This is a genomic window from Actinomycetota bacterium, from assembly GCA_030776725.1.
Lineage (GTDB): Bacteria > Actinomycetota > Nitriliruptoria > Nitriliruptorales > JAHWKO01 > JAHWKW01.
Window position 1 is genome coordinate 1 of the sequence record JALYHG010000067.1, and the last position, 18,449, is coordinate 18,449.

The following is an 18,449-nucleotide window of genomic DNA, read 5'->3' on the forward strand; positions in this document are numbered from 1 at the left end:
ACGGTAGGCCGGCACCGCGCCGGGCGGCCGGCGACGCTCGAGGACGAGGAGAGGCTGCTCGGAGAGCTGCTACATGCGCCCCGCCTCGCCTGCGCCGTCCGGGTCGACATGTTCCGGCTCGAGGGCAACGGCGAGCGCCAGGCTCCCCTCCTCGAAGCTGCCCTCGACCGCATCCAGCCGACTCTGGATCTCCTCCACCAGCGCGTCACCGACGGCGGCGGTGTCAGCTTCGCCGATCTCGTCCTCGATGCCCCCGAGCGTCCGCGGATCCCAGTCGATCCCCAAGGCGTCGTTGACGTCGATCAACACGTCCCGCAGCTGCTCGCTGCTCCGCACGAACAGGATGCCGCTTATCAGCGACGCACCCGCCACCGACCGGTACGCGAGCGCCGCCAACTTCACCGCGCCGCGGGCGTTCACGCTGTAGGGCCCCGGGCTCGGTTCACCTTCGACCTCCCCGATCCTGGCGTCGATACCGATGCCGCGGAGACACGCAGCCACGATCGCTGAACTCTCCACGAACCGTTGCGTCTCATGGCGCTGCGGTTCTTGGTCGGGGACGCAGTGGTCGAACATCACGCACCCGTCGTGCACCGAGACGGTGGCGGTACCCGCCAAGCGCTCCCCAACCGCGAAACCGGCCGCCCGCGCACGCAGAGCTGCAGATGCGAACCCGGGACGCTGCCTGTCCTGTCGGGAGAACCAGACGGTGGCGCGTGGCTGGTACAGGCGCATGGTCTCTGGCGCGTCCCCCGATGACACCCGCAGGAGCAGCGCCCGCGTCAACGCGGTGTCGTAGCTGGGCCACGGCTCGTAGGTGCCACCGACCAGTTGGACGCGCCGACGCGTCGGCAACGCCTGGCCCGACCGAGCCGATAGGCGATCAGGCTCTGAACCGCTCACGTCAGGCGACCGTAGCGTCGCCGCTGGTCGCGGTCCACGGTCGACATCCTGCGCCGATGGCCGCGCGCGTCGACTTCGAAGGCGGTCCGGCCGGCGACGTCAGGCTGCGGGGCGGGTCAACTCACGCACGTCGATGGTCTGTTCGGCCGGCGGACGCTCGACGTCGACCTGGACGCCGTAGTCGAACATCTCCATCGTGAGGCTCTGGCCGATCGGCTGGTCCGTTCCCTCGACCGTCATCTCGATCGTCTGGACGTAGCGGCGCAACAGGCCATCGTCATCGATCCACACCTCGACGGGCAGACGGTTGGGGACCCCGGCCTGCTGCACCAGTGCGCGGATCTGATCGGCACCGTCCTCGGGCGCCGCCGCAAGCGCCTTTTCCAGATCGATCGTGGCGCGGTAGTGGGTCGTCGACACGCCACGGACGTTGTCCTGCCCCACGACCTCGACGTCGCCCTCTGAGACGCCACGGAGCATCTCCAGGGTCGAGCTCGGGTCGTTGTTCTGGCTCGCCTGCATCAGGGCGCGCAGATCGACGCCCGCTTGCTTACCGACCGTTTCGAGGTCCATGGCGACCCAACGCTTGCCGGCGGGCAGCATCGGCTCGAGGAACGGCATCCGCATGTACATCATGTCGCCGTCGAGGATCATCTCGACCGAGCCGTTGTCCGCAGCTCCCGGCATGCCTTGCAACACGTCACCCATATCCATCGTCATCTGCATCAGCTGGCGATCGAACCGGCCCTGGCCGTCCCCGGTGATCGTCGCCGAGCCTCCGGGCAGATCCTGCGACCGCATCGTCATCTCCATGGTGAAGCGGGCACTGCCGGCGTCCGCGACGCGATCGGGAACCGCGGCGATCAGCGCGGCCGGGTTCCCGCCGTCGCTGCGGCCACAAGCCGCGGTGACGGCGGCGAGCGCGGCGAGGACGACCGCGAACCGATGTGGCGTTGGCATGAGGTTTCCTGTCCGTTCCGGTGGGCGCTAGCGTCGTAGCCACTCGTCGAACGTTCCGCCCGTGATGCGTTCGTAGGCCTCGACGTACTTCTCACGCGTGCGTGCCACGACCTCATCGGGGAGCTCGGGCGCGGGCGGGGTCTTGTCCCACCCGGTCGAGGCGGCGTAGTCGCGGACGTACTGCTTGTCGAACGACGGCTGTGGTGTGCCGGGGGTGTAGCCCTCCGCTGGCCAGTAGCGCGACGAGTCGGGCGTCATCACCTCGTCGATCAGGATCAACTGGCCGTCTGCCAGTCCGAACTCGTACTTGGTGTCTGCCAGGATGATGCCCCGCTCGAGCGCCAGATCCCGGCCGAACCGGTACAGGCCCAACGTCAGCTCACGCAGCTCGCCGGCGAGCGCAGTGCCGAGCTCACCGGCCATGTACTCGAAGGTCACGTTCTGGTCGTGGCCGTCTTCGACCTTGGTCGCCGGCGTGAAGATCGGCTCGGGCAGCTCAGATGCCTCACCGAGCCCCTGGGGCAGAGGGATGCCGCACACCCGGCCGGAGGCGGTGTACTCCTTCAGCCCCGATCCGGTGAGGTAGCCCCGAGCGACGCACTCGAACGGGATCACCTCGGTGCGTCGCACCAGCATGGTGCGGCCCCTGAGCGCGTCGGCGTGTGCCTGCGTCTGTGGCGGGAAGTCGTCGACCGATGTGGAGACCAGGTGGTTGCCGACCATGTCGCGGGTGCGGTCGAACCAGAACTGTGACAGCCCGGTCAGCACCTTGCCCTTGTCGGGGATCGGTGTGGGGTGGACGCAGTCGAACGTGGACACCCGGTCGGAGGCGACGAGAAGGAGACGGTCCTCACCGACCGCGTACAGGTCGCGGACCTTCCCCGAGCGCAGGTGTGCGAGCCCCTCGAGGCTCACCGCCCACCCCCCGCCGTGAACCCGACACCCTGCCTGGGGCGCCGCGACTCCTCCGCCAGACGCCGCTTGTACGCGACGAACCGGTCGCGGAGTGTCTCGTCGCCGGTGGCGAGGATCTGGACGGCCAGCAGCCCGGCGTTGCGGGCGGCGTCCAAGCCGACCGTGGCCACGGGCACGCCGGGAGGCATCTGCACGATCGAGTACAGGCTGTCGGCGCCGCCCAGGTGCGCGGACAGGATCGGGACGCCGATCACCGGCAGCGGCGTGTGGGCCGCGACGACCCCCGGCAGGTGCGCAGCGCGCCCCGCCCCGGCGATCAGCACCCGGTACCCGGCGTCCACGGCCTCCTTGGCCCAGGCGCTGACCTCGTCGGGGTTGCGGTGCGCGGACGTGACCTGGATGGTGTAGGCCACGTCGAACTCCTCTAGCGCGTCGCCTGCCCGACGCATGACATCCATGTCGGACTGCGACCCCATCACGATCCCAACCAGGGCGGTTCCCACCTTGACCTCCTCACGTTCGACGTCCACGCGCGGTCGCGTCCCGCGGGCCACGCACACCAGCGGTCGCAGCTCGTTGTCGCCGTTACCGCACGCCGGCCGCGATGTCGTCACGGCGACGCAAGCCATCCCACGCGATGCGATCCGCGGCAGCGTAGGCGGCAGCCCGCGCGGCGGCGACGTCGGCGCCCCGCCCGGTAACGGACAGCACCCGCCCTCCTGCGGTGACCAGCTGGCCGTCAACGCGTCGGGTCCCAGCGTGGAACACGACCACATCCGGGTGCTGCGCCGCGACCTCACCGAGCCCGGCGATCGGGAAACCGACGTCGTACCGGCCGGGGTACCCGCCGCTTGCCAGCACCACCGTGACGTGGGCGTCGTTGGACAGCTCGACGTCCATGCTCGCCACTCCGCGCCGCGGATCCGCCGCCGCGGCGAGGAACTCGTTGAAGTCGCTGACGATCCGGGGGAGCACCACCTGGGTCTCGGGGTCGCCGAAACGGCAGTTGAACTCCAGCACCTGGGGCCCCTCGTCGGTGCGCACCAGCCCGGCGTACAGCAGACCCCGGTACGGGCAGCCTCGGCTCTTCAGCTCGCGCAGCACCGGGCGGAACACGGTCTCGGTCAGCCCCTTGGCGTCGTCGAGGTCGAAGATCGGCACAGGCGTGTAGGCGCCCATGCCCCCGGTGTTGGGTCCCTCGTCACCGTCGTTGGCCCGCTTGAAGTCCTGGCTGGGCGGGAGCAGCACGACGTCGTCCCCGTCGCACACGGCGAACACCGACACCTCTGGCCCGTCCAGGAACTCCTCGATCACCACACGGTTGCCGGCCTCGCCGAACACCTGGCGGACCAGCACGTCCTCGATGGCGTTGACAGCCCCGCTCCGCGTCTCGGTGATCACCACCCCCTTCCCGGCCGCCAACCCGTCGGCCTTCACCACGAAGGGCGGGTCGTAGCGGTCGAGCGCTTCAACGGCGGCGCGGGCGTCGGTGAACGCCCCGTACCTGGCGGTTGGGACGCTGGCGCGCTGCATCACGTCCTTCGCGAACGACTTGGAACCTTCGATCCGCGCCGCGGCGGCGGACGGGCCGAACACGGGGATGTCACGCCGGCGCAACTCGTCCGCGACGCCGGCGACGAGCGGCGCTTCCGGGCCGACCACGACCAGGTCCACGGCGCGCTCCTCGGCGAGGCTGGCGACCGCGAGCGGTTGGAGCGGGTCGACGGCGTGGCAGGCACCGAGCTCCTCGATCCCGGGGTTGCCGGGTGCGGCCTCGACCGCGGCGACCGACGGTGAGCCGGCCAGCCGCCAGGCCAGGGCGTGCTCGCGAGCACCCGACCCGATCACCAGCACCCGGTCAGCCACGCCTCTCCCCGACCGCGGACGGGTCCCGCCGCAGCAGCGTCTGGCGGCGGGCGGGTCCCACGGACACCCACGTGACCGGGACGCCGGCCTGCTCCTCGACGAGATCGACGTAGTCGCGGGCGGCGCCCGGCAGGTCGTCCCAGGTCTGGCAGCTGGTCAGGTCGGCGCGCCAGCCCGGTAGATCCTCGTAGACCGGCTCGGCGTGGTGGAAGATCGACTGGTGCGGGGGGAAGTCGCGGTACTCGGTCGCCTGGTAGCGGTAACTGGTCGCGACCCGGAGCGTGTCGAACTCGCTGAGGACGTCCAGTTTGGTGAGGAACAGGTCGGTCAGCCCGTTGACGCGCGCTGCGTAACGGGCGAGCACCGCATCGAACCACCCGGCGCGACGACGCCGCCCGGTCGTGGTGCCGTACTCCCCGCCGACCTCGACCAGGCGTTCACCGGTCGTGTCGGTCAGCTCGGTGGGGAACGGGCCGGTCCCCACCCGAGTAACGTACGCCTTGGCGATGCCGATCACCCGGTCGATGTGCCGCGGTCCGAAGCCCGCACCGGTCAGGGCCCCCCCAGCGACCGGGTTCGACGAGGTGACGAACGGGTAGGTGCCGTGGTCGAGGTCCAGGAGCGTCCCCTGGGCCCCCTCCAGGATGACGTGCCTGCCGGCCTCCAACGCCGCGTGCAGCAACGCCACAGAATCGGTGAGCTGGGGTTTGAGGCGGTCGGCGTAGGCCAGGTACTCCTCAGCGATCTCGTCGGCGTTCATCGGCAGGCGGTTGTAGACCTTGGCCAGGATCTGGTTCTTCAGCTCGAGGGCGGCATCGAGCTTCTGGCGGAAGATGTTCTCGTCGAACAGATCCTGGAAGCGCAAACCCACGCGCGACGCCTTGTCGGCGTACGCCGGTCCGATGCCACGGCGGGTCGTGCCCAGCTTGGCCTTCCCCAGTCGTCGCTCGATCAGCAGGTCGAGCTCGCGGTGGTAGGGCATGATCAGGTGGGCGTTACCAGAGACCTTCAGCCGCTGGCCTGCCTCCAGACCGCGCGCGTCCAGCTCGTCGAGCTCCTCGATCAGGACGGCGGGGTCGACCACGACCCCGTCACCGATCACCGGGGTGACGTGTGGGTAGAGCACCCCCGACGGGATCAGGTGGAGCTTCAGCACGGTGTCGTCGACGACCACGGTGTGGCCGGCGTTGTTCCCCCCCTGGTATCGCACGACGAAGTCGGTCCGGTCGGCCAGGAGATCGGTGGCCTTGCCTTTCCCCTCGTCGCCCCACTGAGCACCGACGATGATCGTGGCGGGCACGTGGATCCTTCTGGAGCGGGCGGGACGAGCCTACGGCGTTACGGCTGCGCCGGCGGGTGACCGGGTCGGCGCGCGTCCGTGCCGGTGCATGTCGCCTAGCGCTGGATGCGGAACTTGATCCGCACGTGGGTGTGGTACTCAGCGATCTGACCGTCGCGCACGACCGCGGAGGTCTCCAGGACGTCGAACCCTTCGATGTGGCGGAGGGTGCGGTTGGCCTCGTCGAGCGCCTGATGCGCGGCGTCGCGCCAGGAATCCGCCGAGACGCCGACCAGATCGATCGTCTTGATGACCGCCATGCGATGCTCCTCACCGAGCCCCGGGTGCGCGAGCGTAGTGGCACGGGCAGGTGACGATCACCACGCCGAGTCGGGATCCGGGTGGCGGCTGTTGGCGTTCGCCGATCGCGGCTTGTCGTACACGGCGATCTGGACGCGACTCGCGGCGGTGATCGCCGCCCGGCTCCAGCTCCCCCAGCGGTGACGGAGCTGCAGCCCGGCCAGCTGCGCCATGAGGTCGAGCTCGCTCGGCCACGCGTACCGGATCACCGCCGGCAAGACCCGCACCCCCTCGGCGCTGAGGTGCAGGTGGTGGGACCGCACCTGCTGGCGGACCGGGTCGTGCAGCGACACCTCCAGCGCCGCGCTGTCGACGTCGAGATCACCGACCGCCACTCGCTGCCCATCGTTGAAACGTGCCGGGTCGGGGACGAACGTCTCGAGCACGAACAGTCCCCCGGGTGTCAGGTGCTCGGCGACGGCAGCGAAACAGCGGACCTGTGATCCCTGATCATGCAACGCGAAGAAGGTGTTGAACACCGCGAAGACCAGCGGGAACGTGGCGTCCACCGCCACATCGGCGAAGTCGCCGACCGTGACGGGGATGTCCTGGCCGCCGGGCTTGGCCCGCAACCGCTCCACCATCGCGGGTGAGGAGTCGATCCCGTGGATGGCCACGCCACGGTCAGCCAGCGGCAGTGCGACCCGACCGGTCCCGATGCCGAGCTCGAGCGCGGGACCCGAGGGATGTCCGATGTCGTCCAGGAGTTGGGTGAGGCCGGCGACGGCCGCCGCAGTGGTCGCCGCGATGCCGCTCGTGACCGTCCACTGGTCGTAGTTGGCGGCCCAGCGTTCGCCGTACGTCGAAGCGTCGTATCCCTGCACGCGGGTCAGTCAACCAGCCTGGGCTCGCGCCGCTGCCCACCGCGACGCGGTGGGTGCGGCCGGTCGGCGCTGCCGTGTCATGGCCACCAGCCCTCCTGGCTGTTGAGTATGGCGGTGGCGAACCGCCACGAGTTCCACAGGTCGTCGACGGCGGCGAACCACCCACCGGGCGAAGCCAGGTCGATGTCGACGTGATCGAAGCTGTCGACGGTGATCAGCTCCGCTCGGGGGACAGCGGCGCCGAGCCGCAGGAGTTCCCCGAAGGGGACCACTGGATCGTCGGTGGCGTGCAGAGCCACGATCGACACGTCGAGACGTTCCGCGACCGACGACGGCGATACCTCGGCGATGCGGTGACGGATGGTCGCGGGAAGCTCCGCGGCGAGCGGCCGGGTCCGCGCCGGGTCCTCGTTGGTCAGGATCCGGTACACGGCCAGCGCAGACGGGGTGAGCTGGTCCGGGTTGACGTCGCCGGCCAAGGCACGTCGCGCCGGCCGCTGCTGGGCCGGAGGCAACAGCTGGATGAGGCGGTCGCGGACGATGTCGTACGCACGAGGATCGGCGTCCCAGGCGATCCGGTCGCCGCCGACCAGCGACACCCCGGTGGTAGCAGCCTGGACCACCCCGATCAGGTCGAAGTAGGCGCCGAAGGTGGCGACCTGGGCCAGACGGCCGTCGAGGCGCGCGTCGGCTGCGGCGAGGAGACACAGGGAACCTCCGAACGAGATCCCGACGAGCGAGACCGGGCCGCGGTCATCCCCGGAGAGGGCAGCGGCCGCCAGCACGATGCGGTCGACATCGTCGGGGCGGAGCTCCTGCCCGTACAGGGCCAGGGCCGGGACGAACACCGCCCGGTCGGAACGGGCCAACGCCCAAGCCAGTCGAACGACACGGGCGTCATCGACCCCGGCCGGTGTCGCGCCGGGCACCAGGACCACGCCTGGGGCCGATGTCCCGGGGTGGTAGAGGTCACCCGAGACACCACCGACGACGGCCGACCGCCGCTCGACCGAGACGGCGAACGGCCGGGCCACCGGCACGTCCAACGCCTCGGCCACCGTCACCGCTGCGACCAGGCGCACCCGCACCGGCTGCACGAACACGGTGACGACGACGGCTGCGGCCAGCACCGCCGCCATCCGCATCACCCACCGCCACCGGTTCACGGTCACAGTGTCCCTGCCGACCTCCGTGTCGGTCGCCGCGGGGCGGCCCCGAGCGTCCCCGCCGGCCCGCCGCGACGCCGGCCCCGGTAGGGTCCGGCTGGGGGGAGGTCATGGCACACGACGAGATCGAGCGGTACGACCTGGAACTGCTCCGCGATGCCGTGAGCTACCAGCGGTGGGTCGTCGACGCGTTCGGCTCGGTGCTGCGAGGGCGGGTCATCGACGTTGGCGCCGGCATCGGGAACTACACCCGGTGGATCGCCCGCCGCGTCCCGGAGGTGGTCGCGCTCGAGGCGGATCCGGCGATGTGCGCTGCCATCGCCGACCTGGGCCTGGACAACGTCGAGGTGACCCAGAGGCCCCTCGAGCAGTACACGATCTTCGCGAACGCCCAGTTCGACACGGCGATGATGATCGATGTGCTCCCGCTGTGGGCTGACGACATGGCCGCCATCCGCGCGACCGGCCGGATGCTGCGGATCGGCGGCCACGTCTGTGTGCTGGTCCCGGCGCACCCGCGACTGAGCGGCTCGCTGGATGCTCGCTACGGCCACCACCGCCGTTACACCGAGGACGGCATCGTCAGGCTGTTCCAGGGCGCCGGCTTCGCGGTGGAGGAGCTGCGCTACTTCAACGTGCTTGGAGCCTTGAACTGGCTGGTCGCATCGCGGCTGATGAGGCGCCCGCGGCTGGACCCGGCCGTCGTGAGGATCTCCGAATCGGTGACCGTCCCCGCCAGCCGCCTCGTCGAGCGGTTCCTGCGGGTGCCGTTCGGCCAGAGTCTGCTGGCGATCGGGCGCATGCGCTGACCTGGGCAGTCGGGGCGTTCGCAGCCGCGGTCAGCCCGGGTCGAGGCCGGGCGACGGTGCTGGTTACCCGCTCTTCACCGGCGGGCGGGGGGTGCGTCCGTAGCGACCGATCAGCACGCCCTTGGCCAGGACGTTGTCCTCGAGCTGGTCGTAGAGCTTCTCGGCGGTGAACCGCGGCTGCAGCCGGGTGCCCTCGCGGAGCGCCATGACCGTGAAGACGTACCGGTGCGGCCCGTGGTCGTGCGGGGGGCATGGGCCCTTGTAGGTGCTCTCTCCGAAGTCGTTCAGGCCCACCGTGGCGCCCTCCGGCAAGCCGCCCTCGAGGATCCCCGGTGAGGTGGGTTCGATGCCGGCCACCATCCAGTGCACGAACGTCTCATCGGGCGCATCGGGGTCCTCGACCGTCACCACCAGCTCGGCGGTGCCGTCAGGGACGTCCTCCCACGTCAGGGGCGGGGACACGTCGCGACCGTCACAGGTGTACTGCGCCGTGATGATCTCGCCGTCGTCGAACTCGGAGCTGATGACGGTGATGTCCTCCGGCGCGTCGGCGGCGGCATCGGACGGGGCAACGACAGCCATTTCTCCCCCTGCGAGCGTCTTCGGCAGCGATGTCGGGGCACATCCTTGCACCTGGACGCCTGGCCGCGCCGACGTTCGGACAGCGCAGCTACGGTCGCCCGCGACATGGACATGACTGCCGCGCTGGTCGCGAGCCGTCTCACCGGGGACGTCGCCACGCCCCCGTCCAGCACGCTGGGAAACGCCCAGAAGCTCGCCGACGGCCACATCGATTACACGTTCGGGTTCTCGTTCGACGTGTCAGCCGAGGAGGCGGTGGCTGCGGTGACGGCGATCTGTGGGGCCGATCCGCGCCGGTTGCCCGAGGACGGTCCGGGGCGCATCGAGCCGCACACGACGATCGCGGCGATCGAGCGCCACCGCAGCTCCCTGGCGGCGGCAGCGGACGGCGGAGCGCAGGTCCTGGTCGCCACCGGCCACCCCACCGGCCTGCTGGCCCACTACGGGGCGGTCGCGCGGGCGCTGGACTCGGCGGGTTGCGAGCTGCTGACCCCCCTCGACGACGTCCGCGACCTGATGGAGCAAGGTGACCACAAGCTCGGCGTGCGCTACCTCGACGCGGTCGCCGTCGCGTGGTCGGGCGGGGAGCTGTACCACACCCACCGCAGCGGGTTGATGGAGGCGTGCCTGGACGCGCTCGACCCGATCGAACCGGACCTGGTGATCGCCGACCACGGCTGGGCAGGCGCTGCGATCGAACGGGGGATCGAGACACTGTCGATCGCGGACGTCAACGACCCCGCCCTCATGGTCGCTCAGGTCCGTGGCATGACCGACGCGGTGCTTCCGATCGACGACAACCTCGCGCCCCGCCACTTCCGGCCGGTGACGCGAGCGCTCCTCGACGGCCTGGACTGACGTCGCCGGGCGGGCGTCAGTCGAGGGTGATCGCGCGAGCCTCGAACGCACCGATCTCGGCGGTGATGCGGTCCACGACGTCGCGCTCGACCGGCTGATCGAGCGACAGGACCATGATCGCCTCTCCCCCGGCGGCGCGCCGCCCGACCTGCATGTTGGCGATGTTGACGTCGCCGTCGCCGAGGATCGTCCCGACCGCCCCGATGATGCCTGGCCGGTCCTCGTAGCGGAAGAAGGCCATGTAGCGCGTCGGCTCGATGTCGACGGGGACACCCCACACCTCGACCAGGCGTTCGCGGCCGCTGGGCTGCAGCGCCGTGCCCGAGACGCGTACCCGGTTGCCGTCGCGGTCGGGGCCGTGCACGCGCACCAGGGAGATGAACTCCTTGGAGTGGGCGTCGCTGACCTCGCGCAGCTGGATGCCGCGCTCCTCAGCCAAGAGCGGGGCGTTGACGAACGTGACTGGCTCGTGGACGACGTCGCGGAGCAACCCGTTGAGTACCGCCAATCCGAGCACGCGGGTGTCGGCGCCGGCGAGCTCGCCGATGTACTCGATCGTGACCTCGCCGCCGAAGCCACCCTCAGCCAGGACGGTGAACAGCCGGCCGAGCTTCTCGCCGACCTCGAGGAAGGGACGGACCGCCTCGTCCACGGCGCCGCCCTGAACGTTGACCGCGGTGGGGACGAACTCGCCGGACAGCGCCAGGTTCACCGCCTCGGCGACCTGCACCCCGGCCTTGTCCTGCGCTTCGCGTGTGGATGCGCCCAGGTGGGGGGTGACCACGACGTTGTCGCTCTGGAACAGCGGGCTGGACGTGGTCGGTTCCTCGGCGAACACGTCGAGGGCAGCGCCGGCGACGATCCCGTCGCGGAGCGCCTCGTACAGGGCGTCCTCGTCGACGATCCCGCCCCGGGCGACGTTGACCAGCCGGGCGGTGGGCTTCATCAGCCGCAACCGCTCCGCGCCGATCAGACCGACCGTCTCGGAGGTCCTGGGCAGGTGGACGCTGACGAAGTCGACGCGGCGCAGCAGCTCGTCGAGGTCGTCGATCAGCTCCACGCCCATCCGCGCGGCACGGTCGACCGAGATGTAGGGGTCGTAGGCGGTCAGTCTCATCCCGAACGCGTTGCAGCGCTGGGCGACCAGCACCCCGATGCGACCCAACCCGACCACACCCAGCGTCTTGCCGTGCAGCTCGGTCCCGCTCCAGCGGGCCCGCTCCCAGCGTCCCGCACGCAACGCCGCGTCGGCCTGCGGGATGTTCCGCGCCAGCGCCAACAGCATCCCGACGGTGTGCTCGGCCGCGGAGACGATGTTGGACTGCGGGGCGTTGCACACCACGATCCCCGCGCGGGTGGCGGCGGCCACGTCGACGTTGTCGAGGCCGATCCCGGCGCGGGCGATCACCTTCAGGTTGGCGCCGGCCGCGATCACGTCCGCGTCGATGGTGGTGGCGGAGCGGACCACGACCGCGTCGTAACCGGGGATGACCGACACCAGGTCCTGCTTGGACAGGCCGGTCTTGACGTCGACGTCGTGGTCGATGGCGAGCGCGGCGACGCCGGACTCGGCGAGTTGGTCGGCGACCAGGATCTTCAAGGGACTGCTTCCGCACGCGGCCGGCCGGGCATGCTACCGACGGTAGCCTCGCCCCGGCCGAACCGGTGGAGGGTCGTGGACGCGACGTTGTGGCTGTTCGGGGCGATCCTCGTCCTGACCGGCGTCGTCGACGCAGCCGCGCAATCCCGGGACCGTTTCCGGATGGTGGGCCACCGCAAGTGGCTATGGGTCGCGGTACAGGTGATGCTCCCGCCGGTGGGGACCCTGATCTACGCGCTCACCGTCCGCCCGCGTATGACCGCCCACGTGGAGATGTGATCGAGCGCGCTCCTCCCAGGATGTCTGCTCGAGACGCCAGCTCCACACCGTCGCCCGAACCGACGCCCGTTGTGTTGTGGTGACGCCTCCGGGGAGGGACTCGTCAGGACGGAGGCGGTTGTGCGACCTCAACACGCATAGGGTGGCAGCGAGGGGCGCAGGGAAGAGGGAGCTCATGGCAGCAGCAGACTCGTTCCAGGGCGACCAGGGGCTGCAGCTCACCGCGGTCGACTGGCTGGTGGACCATCACCGCACGAAGGAGCTCGAACGGCGACAGATGGTCGAGGACCTCGAGGTCGAGCCGGGCGGTGTGGTCCTGGACCTGGGCTGCGGACCAGGACTGTGGACGGAGCTGCTGGCACAGCAGGTCGCCCCGGACGGCAAGGTCATCGGCGCCGATCTGTCGCCCGGCTTGATCCACCACGCGGTGAACAACGCCTGTGCCGACGTCGAGGACGTCACGGAGTTCGTGATCGCGGACTTCTACCGCATCCCCTTCGCCGACGACACCTTCGACGCGGTCTTCTTCGGCAACTGCCTCTGCTACGTCTCTGATGCCGCCGCCCTCCTCAACGAGCACAAACGCGTCACTCGTCCCGATGGACGGATCATCGCCAAAGACTTCGACGGCGCGGTCATCATCTTCCATCCCTTGGATGTGCAACTGTCGCTGACCGTGCTCCGAGCGGCAGCCCGGGCGCTTGCCGAGAAGCCGCGCGATCCCCCGTTCGACAACTTCGTCGGTCGAAAGCTGCACGGACTGTTCGTCAGAGCAGGGCTCCAGGACGTGACAACCCGCACGTACGCCATCCAGAAGACGGCGCCACTCCAGCCAGAGGCCAAGCGGTACATCGCGGGCAATGCAGATTGGTACGCGCGGAATGCGGCCCCGTACCTGTCGAGCGACGAACTGCGTCGCTGGCACGATGCCTTCGACCCGGAGGCCGACGAGTACATCCTGGACCGCGATGACTTCTACTTCTGCATGCTCGAGATGGTCACCGTCGCACGGACGCCGTAGGGAAGGACGTCTCGGATCTCCTACAGCATCGCTATCTGAGCGTTGGTGAACGGCTGGCTGTAGGTCTGCAGGTGGCGGACCTTCTTCTCGAGCGCGTCGATCACGTCCGTCGCGAAGTTGACCCCGGTCAGCTGGTGGATGCTGTAGAAGCCTGCCGGACTGAAGACGTTGACCTCGATCAGCTTCTCGCCGGCGATATCGAGCCCGACGAGGAACATGCCGTCGGCCACGAGCTTGGGACGAACCGCCTCGGCGACCTCGAGCATCTTGTCGGTGACCTCGGCCGCGGCCGGCTGACCGCCGACCGTGATGTTGCTGCGGAAGTCGGACGAGGTCCGAACCCGCCGGAAGGCCGCGTAGGTCCCCTGGTGCTCCATCACCCGGCCGTTCATCAGGAAGATCCGTACGTCGCCTTCCTCGGCGGCGGGGAGGAACTCCTGCACGACGATGTACCCGTCGCGGGCAACCGCGTCGATCATCTGGTTGAGGTTCGCGGCGTCCTCCGGGCGGATCATGAACACCCCGTGGCCGCCCGAACCCTGCAGCGGTTTCAGCACCGCCCGGCCATCGTGGGATGCGACGAACGCGCGGACCTCTTCCGGGTCGCGGGTCACCAGCGTGCGCGGCCGGATGTCGGGTGGGAAGTGCTGGAAGTACAGTTTGTTGAGGGCCTTCGACAAGCCCGTCGGGTCGTTGACGACGATGACACCGCGGTTGGCGGCCAGCTCTCCGAAGATGATCCCCACCGACCGGGCCCAGGGACGTTCCAGGAAATCCTCCGCCGGGTCGTTACGCAGCACCAGCACGTCGAGGTCCTCGATCGCGATCCGCTGCGACTCCGTCTCCCCCCGCTGCACCGCCGACAGGAACGCCGCCGAATCGTCCGTGGCCCCTTCGGGGGTCCGCTGCGCCCGTGCCCGGATCGACTCGTCGGGGTCGTAGGCCAGGTCGTCGGTGTCCATGTACCACACCTCGTGACCCAACGCGGTCGCCGCCATCGCCAGGTGCGTGGTGGAGTAGTCCGCCAGTTCGGTCGGGATGCGGTTGACCAGGAGGCCGAGCTTCACGCCGCGATCCTCTCCACCAGCTCCAGCAGCGACCGACCGGCGCGGAGCTCATCCAGCCGCGGCGCTGCCTCCACGCGGTCCAACCACCGCGGGCGCAGTCGCGGCGGCCGCAGCACCTGCCGCGCACGCAGCTCATCGACCACCGGGATCGCCTCCAACGGCAGCTTCCCGACCAGCAGAGCCTCCAACGACCCGCCGCCAGCGAGGTGGGCGAGCAGATCGACGAGGCCGCGCAGGTAGATCGTGTCCTTCGTCAACCCGCCGGCACGGTGCACGCGCATCGCGATCGTGAAGGCCACCGAGGCCGTGAAGCCGTGGGTGTGGTGCAGCCGCCGCCACGTCTCCACGAACGTCGCCCCCCTGGCGACGGTGTCCACGGCGATCACCCGGCCGGCGAGGAGCGCCAACCGGCCATGGGTCAGGCCACCGACCGCGTGTTCGGCCACGACCGCCAGCCCCTCCTGGGTCGCCTCGTACCCGGGCAGGCCGACCCGCAGCAGCTGCAGCGGCTGCGCACGACCGTTGACGTGGGTCACGACGTGCGTCCCGATCTCGTGCTGGATCAGCGGCTCGACCCGGGAGCGGGCGAACCGGCGGTGGCGGCCGACCAGGAGGTCGCCCTCGGACACCAGGACCCCCGACACGTCGTCGCGGACGGTGACGACCGCGTCTAGGTCGGGCGCGTCGCGGCGGTAGTGGGCGAGCTCGGCTCGTGCGGCCGCGGCGAACGCCTGCGCGTCGACCGACGCGTCGGCGGCCGCGTCGGTCGCCGCCGGGTCGATGCGGGCCAGCACCGCGTCGGCGAGCGACCGTAGGGCGTCATCGACCCCGCCGTGCAGCTGCAGGCTGCCGTAGAGGAACGCCGGCGAACCGCGGTCCTCGAGCATGGTGATCCGCCGGTCGACCTCACGGCGTTTGGCCCGGAACAGCGTCGCGAGCGTCGGATCCTCGACGTCCTCCACCCGGACCGCGTACAGGCGGCGCTTGAGCACCTCAGGATCGACCGACAACGGGCGGTACCGGAACACCGGCTCGACGTCGAAGCCAGCGTCCTGGAAGGCAGTCCAGGCCTCGTCGGCGTTGACCGGTGTGACAGCGAGGAGGAAGTCGATGGCCGTCGCGATCGCGGCGAGCTCCTCGTCGACCTCGCGGGCGGCGCCCAGCACCATCCGTCGCCCCAACGCTCGGGCGTCCAGCGGGCGGTAGCTGGTCTGGACCTGCGTGAAGACGAACAACGCGTCGTGCACCACCCGCGTCAGCTGGCCCTGCAGGTCGCGGAGAACCAGCGGCAGCTCGGCGCCGGACTCCGGATCGCGGAAGACCGGCGGGATCTCCACGCCGACCAACAGGCACCCCAGGCGGCGCACATCGTCGGCGGTGAGCACCGGCTGCAGCGTCGGGGGGGTCGGTGCGCGTGCCTCCCACCGCTCCACCCGTGGCGTGATCCCGGCGACCTGGACCTGCTCCAGCCCCTCGCACAGTGTGGTGACCGCCGGGACGTCGACTGCCGGCGCGTGGACACGGAACGTGGTCTCGCCGTGTTCAGAACCTCCCCACGCTTCCAGCACCAGCACCGACCCGAACCGGTCGGTCAACTCCCCGGCCACGGCCCGGGTCAGGGTCCGGGCCAGCTCAAGGCGGTCGTCGGCCACGACCAGGTACGACCCGTGGCTGCGGACCAGCCGCTCGACACCCGCCGCACCGCCCCCATCGGTGCGGTGCACGGCCAGGAACGGCTGGGGGCGGTCGATGTGGACCCGGCCGCCGGGGATGTCGAGGCGAACCAACCTTCCCGCGCGCAGCCGAGCGCAGACGTCATCGACCAGACCGGCGATGTCGCTGTCCGGATCGGCGTTGGTCACGGCCCGCCGCCTCCCACGCCGCCGACGAGGCTGAACTCCTCCAAGACCCCGGGCACGGTGACGGCCAGCGCCGTACGCAGCCCCGTCCACGTGTCCTCGTCGACCTCGCCGGTGTGCTCGTCCATGAAGAACTTCTTGACGTCGATCGCTAAACAGCAACCCGTCGCGGGGAACCGCTCGCTGACCCACCGCGACAGGTGACCACCCTCGAAACGCACGTTCTCGCGCACGTCGAGCTGGTGGTCGCCGATCCCGGCCGCGCGCAGGTCCGCCACGAAGCGATCGACCAGCGCCGCCCAACGCTGGCGGTCCAGCCACCCGGTGCCGAGGTTGACCTCCGGGTTGCCGGCCGGGTCGGCTGGCAGGGCGTCCGGCCCGCCGCGTCGGTGGTTGTAGCTGTGCAGGTCGTACACCACGAACCCGCCGAAGCGACGCTCGAGCGCCATCAGCAGCATCTCCAGTTCGGCGTAGAACGCGTCGTACAGCCCGAGCGAGCCGTCGACCACCGGGTCGGGCGGTGGCTCGCGCCAGAGCTGCAGCCCCCACGCGTCCTCCGGGGAGCGGTAGACGGCGCCGCTGCGCGGTCGGTTGAGGTCGACCTCGAAACGGGACCGGTTCACCACGATCCTGGTCGCCACGATGCGCGTCCAGAAGTCGGTGTAGGGATCCTCCTCGCGGAGGCGGACGGCGTCGTCCAACGCGATCAACTCGCGGACCTCGTCGCGCAGGTCGTGACCGGCGTGGATCGCGGTCGCCACGATCGGGGTGTCGCCCCCCTCTCGTTCCCACGGTGGCCGCACCGTCAGAGGTGGCCTCCTTTCCGTGGGCGGTGGTCAGCGCAGCGCGGCGGCGTGCGACCGGACCGACCGAGTCCGGGCGGTCAGTGCCGCAGGGTCATGTCGTCGGGCTCCTGCGGGAGGAACGTGAAGTGCCACAGGTCACGCATCGACACGATGCCCACCAAAGAGTCCCGGTCGACGACCGGCAGGTGACGGAAGCCGCGTTCCTGCATGACCTGCGCGATCTCCGACGGGATCTCGTCGGGACCGACGGTGATCACGTCCCCGGTCATCCAGTCGCGGATCGCGACCTTGCTCAGGTCGGTTCCCGTCGCGGCCGCCCGGAGCACGTCCCGCTCGGTGATGATCCCCTCGAGGTTGCCGGCACGGTCGACCACGCAGACCGATCCGGCGTTGCGCTCGGTCATCAGTCGCGCTGCATCGGCCACGCTGACATCCGCGGTTGTGGTCAGCACGTCCCTGGTCATGATGTCGGCGAGCATGGCGTCGTGCCTCCTCGTACCCCCGTCGGCCCGCAGGGCAACCTTACTGGTCGCGTTGTGGTTCGGGTCTTCCCGGGTGGCCTTCGTAGCCGTGGCCGCGCCTGGGCACCATCACCGCTCGGACGAACTCGCAGACCACCGTGCCATCCTGCTTGTACCCGATCGTGCGGACCCGAACGATGCCGCGGTCGTCCTTGGAACGCGACTCGCGCTTGTCGAGGACCTCCGTCTCGCTGTAGACGGTGTCACCGTGGAAGGTGGGGTTGGCGTGCTTGAGGTTCTCCACCTCCAGGTTGGCGATCGCCCGTCCGGAGACGTCGGGGACGCTCTGGCCCAGCACCACCGAGTACACGAAGTTGCCGACCACCACGTTGCGGCCGAACTGGGTGCCGTGCTCGGCGTAGTTGCGGTCGGAGTGCAGCGGGTGCTGGTTCTGGGTCATGGCGCAGAACAGGATGTCCTCCGCCTCGGTGATGGTCTTCCCCGGCCAGTGCTTGTAGACAGCACCGACCTCGAAGTCCTCGAAGAACCGGCCGAACTCGCGTTCTGCGCCCATCAGCCTGCCTCCGCCCGGCTCGCCGCAGCCTCCCCGTAGGCCCGAGCCCGCCACCCAGCCCGCTCGTGGAACGGCACGTCGTCGGGGACCTCGCGAGCCTCGAGTCCCTGGGCCCGTCCCTTCTCGGCGTTCATCGCCGCCATCTTCCGCGATGCCTCGTCGATCATCTCGTCGCCGAACATGACCGCGCCCCGCTTCTGTTGGCCGGTGGCATCTGCGTAGGCGGCGACGATGTCCTCCGCCCGCTCGTAGACCTCCTG

General features: G+C 70.0%; 21 protein-coding genes. 4 read left to right on the forward strand and 17 right to left on the reverse strand.

The annotated features are described in order from the left end of the window. Positions 1-69: 69 nt before the first annotated feature. From M3N57_02965 to M3N57_03005, 9 genes are all read right to left on the reverse strand, one after another. Positions 70-903, reverse strand: a complete 834-nt coding sequence (locus tag M3N57_02965) for a lipoate--protein ligase family protein (GenBank protein MDP9021659.1) — start codon at positions 901-903, stop codon at positions 70-72. 99 nt (positions 904-1,002) lie between these two features. Continuing rightward, entirely contained in the window at positions 1,003-1,863 is an 861-nt protein-coding gene (locus M3N57_02970; GenBank protein ID MDP9021660.1) for an LppX_LprAFG lipoprotein, read from the reverse strand. 27 nt (positions 1,864-1,890) lie between these two features. Next, positions 1,891-2,778, reverse strand: coding sequence for a phosphoribosylaminoimidazolesuccinocarboxamide synthase (locus tag M3N57_02975; GenBank protein MDP9021661.1), 888 nt, complete (start codon positions 2,776-2,778; stop codon positions 1,891-1,893). Next, positions 2,775-3,254, reverse strand: a complete 480-nt coding sequence (gene purE, locus M3N57_02980) for a 5-(carboxyamino)imidazole ribonucleotide mutase (GenBank protein ID MDP9021662.1) — start codon at positions 3,252-3,254, stop codon at positions 2,775-2,777. The genes M3N57_02975 and purE overlap by 4 nt, the downstream gene beginning before the upstream one ends. A gap of 109 nt (positions 3,255-3,363) precedes the next feature. Continuing rightward, positions 3,364-4,644: a phosphoribosylamine--glycine ligase gene (gene purD / locus M3N57_02985; protein MDP9021663.1), complete on the reverse strand. Its 1,281-nt coding sequence runs from the start codon at positions 4,642-4,644 to the stop codon at positions 3,364-3,366. Next, complete coding sequence (locus M3N57_02990) at positions 4,637-5,944, reverse strand: adenylosuccinate synthase (GenBank protein ID MDP9021664.1); 1,308 nt, start codon at positions 5,942-5,944, stop codon at positions 4,637-4,639. Before M3N57_02990 ends, purD begins: the two co-directional genes overlap by 8 nt. Positions 5,945-6,039: 95 nt before the next feature. Further along, positions 6,040-6,243: a dodecin family protein gene (locus tag M3N57_02995; protein ID MDP9021665.1), complete on the reverse strand. Its 204-nt coding sequence runs from the start codon at positions 6,241-6,243 to the stop codon at positions 6,040-6,042. 57 nt (positions 6,244-6,300) lie between these two features. Beyond that, positions 6,301-7,107, reverse strand: a complete 807-nt coding sequence (locus M3N57_03000; GenBank protein ID MDP9021666.1) for a class I SAM-dependent methyltransferase — start codon at positions 7,105-7,107, stop codon at positions 6,301-6,303. A gap of 77 nt (positions 7,108-7,184) precedes the next feature. Next, positions 7,185-8,273 carry an alpha/beta hydrolase gene (locus M3N57_03005; GenBank protein ID MDP9021667.1) on the reverse strand — a complete coding sequence of 363 codons (1,089 nt, stop codon included), beginning with the start codon at positions 8,271-8,273 and terminating at the stop codon, positions 7,185-7,187. A 110-nt stretch (positions 8,274-8,383) separates the two neighbouring features. Here M3N57_03005 and M3N57_03010 point away from each other — a divergent pair, with 110 nt between their 5' ends. Next, positions 8,384-9,082: a class I SAM-dependent methyltransferase gene (locus M3N57_03010; GenBank protein ID MDP9021668.1), complete on the forward strand. Its 699-nt coding sequence runs from the start codon at positions 8,384-8,386 to the stop codon at positions 9,080-9,082. A gap of 63 nt (positions 9,083-9,145) precedes the next feature. Here M3N57_03010 and M3N57_03015 read toward each other — a convergent pair whose 3' ends face one another. After that, entirely contained in the window at positions 9,146-9,664 is a 519-nt protein-coding gene (locus tag M3N57_03015) for a YbhB/YbcL family Raf kinase inhibitor-like protein (protein ID MDP9021669.1), read from the reverse strand. A gap of 105 nt (positions 9,665-9,769) precedes the next feature. On the opposite strand from M3N57_03015, the gene M3N57_03020 reads away from it, so the two are divergent. After that, entirely contained in the window at positions 9,770-10,522 is a 753-nt protein-coding gene (locus M3N57_03020) for a phosphatase (GenBank protein MDP9021670.1), read from the forward strand. Positions 10,523-10,538: 16 nt separating this feature from the next. Here M3N57_03020 and serA read toward each other — a convergent pair whose 3' ends face one another. Then, entirely contained in the window at positions 10,539-12,122 is a 1,584-nt protein-coding gene (gene serA, locus M3N57_03025; protein MDP9021671.1) for a phosphoglycerate dehydrogenase, read from the reverse strand. Positions 12,123-12,197: 75 nt separating this feature from the next. Between serA and M3N57_03030 the strand changes: the two genes are divergently transcribed. Together M3N57_03030 and M3N57_03035 are read left to right on the forward strand one after the other, a co-directional pair. Then, complete coding sequence (locus M3N57_03030) at positions 12,198-12,401, forward strand: hypothetical protein (GenBank protein ID MDP9021672.1); 204 nt, start codon at positions 12,198-12,200, stop codon at positions 12,399-12,401. 175 nt (positions 12,402-12,576) lie between these two features. Further along, on the forward strand, positions 12,577-13,422 hold the full coding sequence (locus tag M3N57_03035; protein MDP9021673.1) for a methyltransferase domain-containing protein: 846 nt from the start codon (positions 12,577-12,579) through the stop codon (positions 13,420-13,422). Between the two features lie 20 nt (positions 13,423-13,442). On the opposite strand, the gene M3N57_03040 is transcribed toward M3N57_03035, so the two are convergent. The 6 genes from M3N57_03040 to M3N57_03065 all read right to left on the reverse strand — a co-directional run. Beyond that, on the reverse strand, positions 13,443-14,489 hold the full coding sequence (locus M3N57_03040) for a glutathione synthetase (protein ID MDP9021674.1): 1,047 nt from the start codon (positions 14,487-14,489) through the stop codon (positions 13,443-13,445). Further along, positions 14,486-16,351: a DUF1704 domain-containing protein gene (locus M3N57_03045; protein ID MDP9021675.1), complete on the reverse strand. Its 1,866-nt coding sequence runs from the start codon at positions 16,349-16,351 to the stop codon at positions 14,486-14,488. Before M3N57_03045 ends, M3N57_03040 begins: the two co-directional genes overlap by 4 nt. Beyond that, entirely contained in the window at positions 16,348-17,151 is an 804-nt protein-coding gene (locus tag M3N57_03050; protein MDP9021676.1) for an N-formylglutamate amidohydrolase, read from the reverse strand. Before M3N57_03050 ends, M3N57_03045 begins: the two co-directional genes overlap by 4 nt. An 80-nt stretch (positions 17,152-17,231) precedes the next feature. Further along, positions 17,232-17,633, reverse strand: a complete 402-nt coding sequence (locus M3N57_03055) for a CBS domain-containing protein (protein MDP9021677.1) — start codon at positions 17,631-17,633, stop codon at positions 17,232-17,234. A 43-nt stretch (positions 17,634-17,676) separates the two neighbouring features. Continuing rightward, entirely contained in the window at positions 17,677-18,189 is a 513-nt protein-coding gene (locus M3N57_03060; GenBank protein MDP9021678.1) for a MaoC family dehydratase, read from the reverse strand. Further along, the coding region (locus M3N57_03065; GenBank protein ID MDP9021679.1) for a hypothetical protein at positions 18,189-18,449 on the reverse strand (261 nt) is incomplete at its 5' end. The genes M3N57_03065 and M3N57_03060, both read right to left, overlap by 1 nt.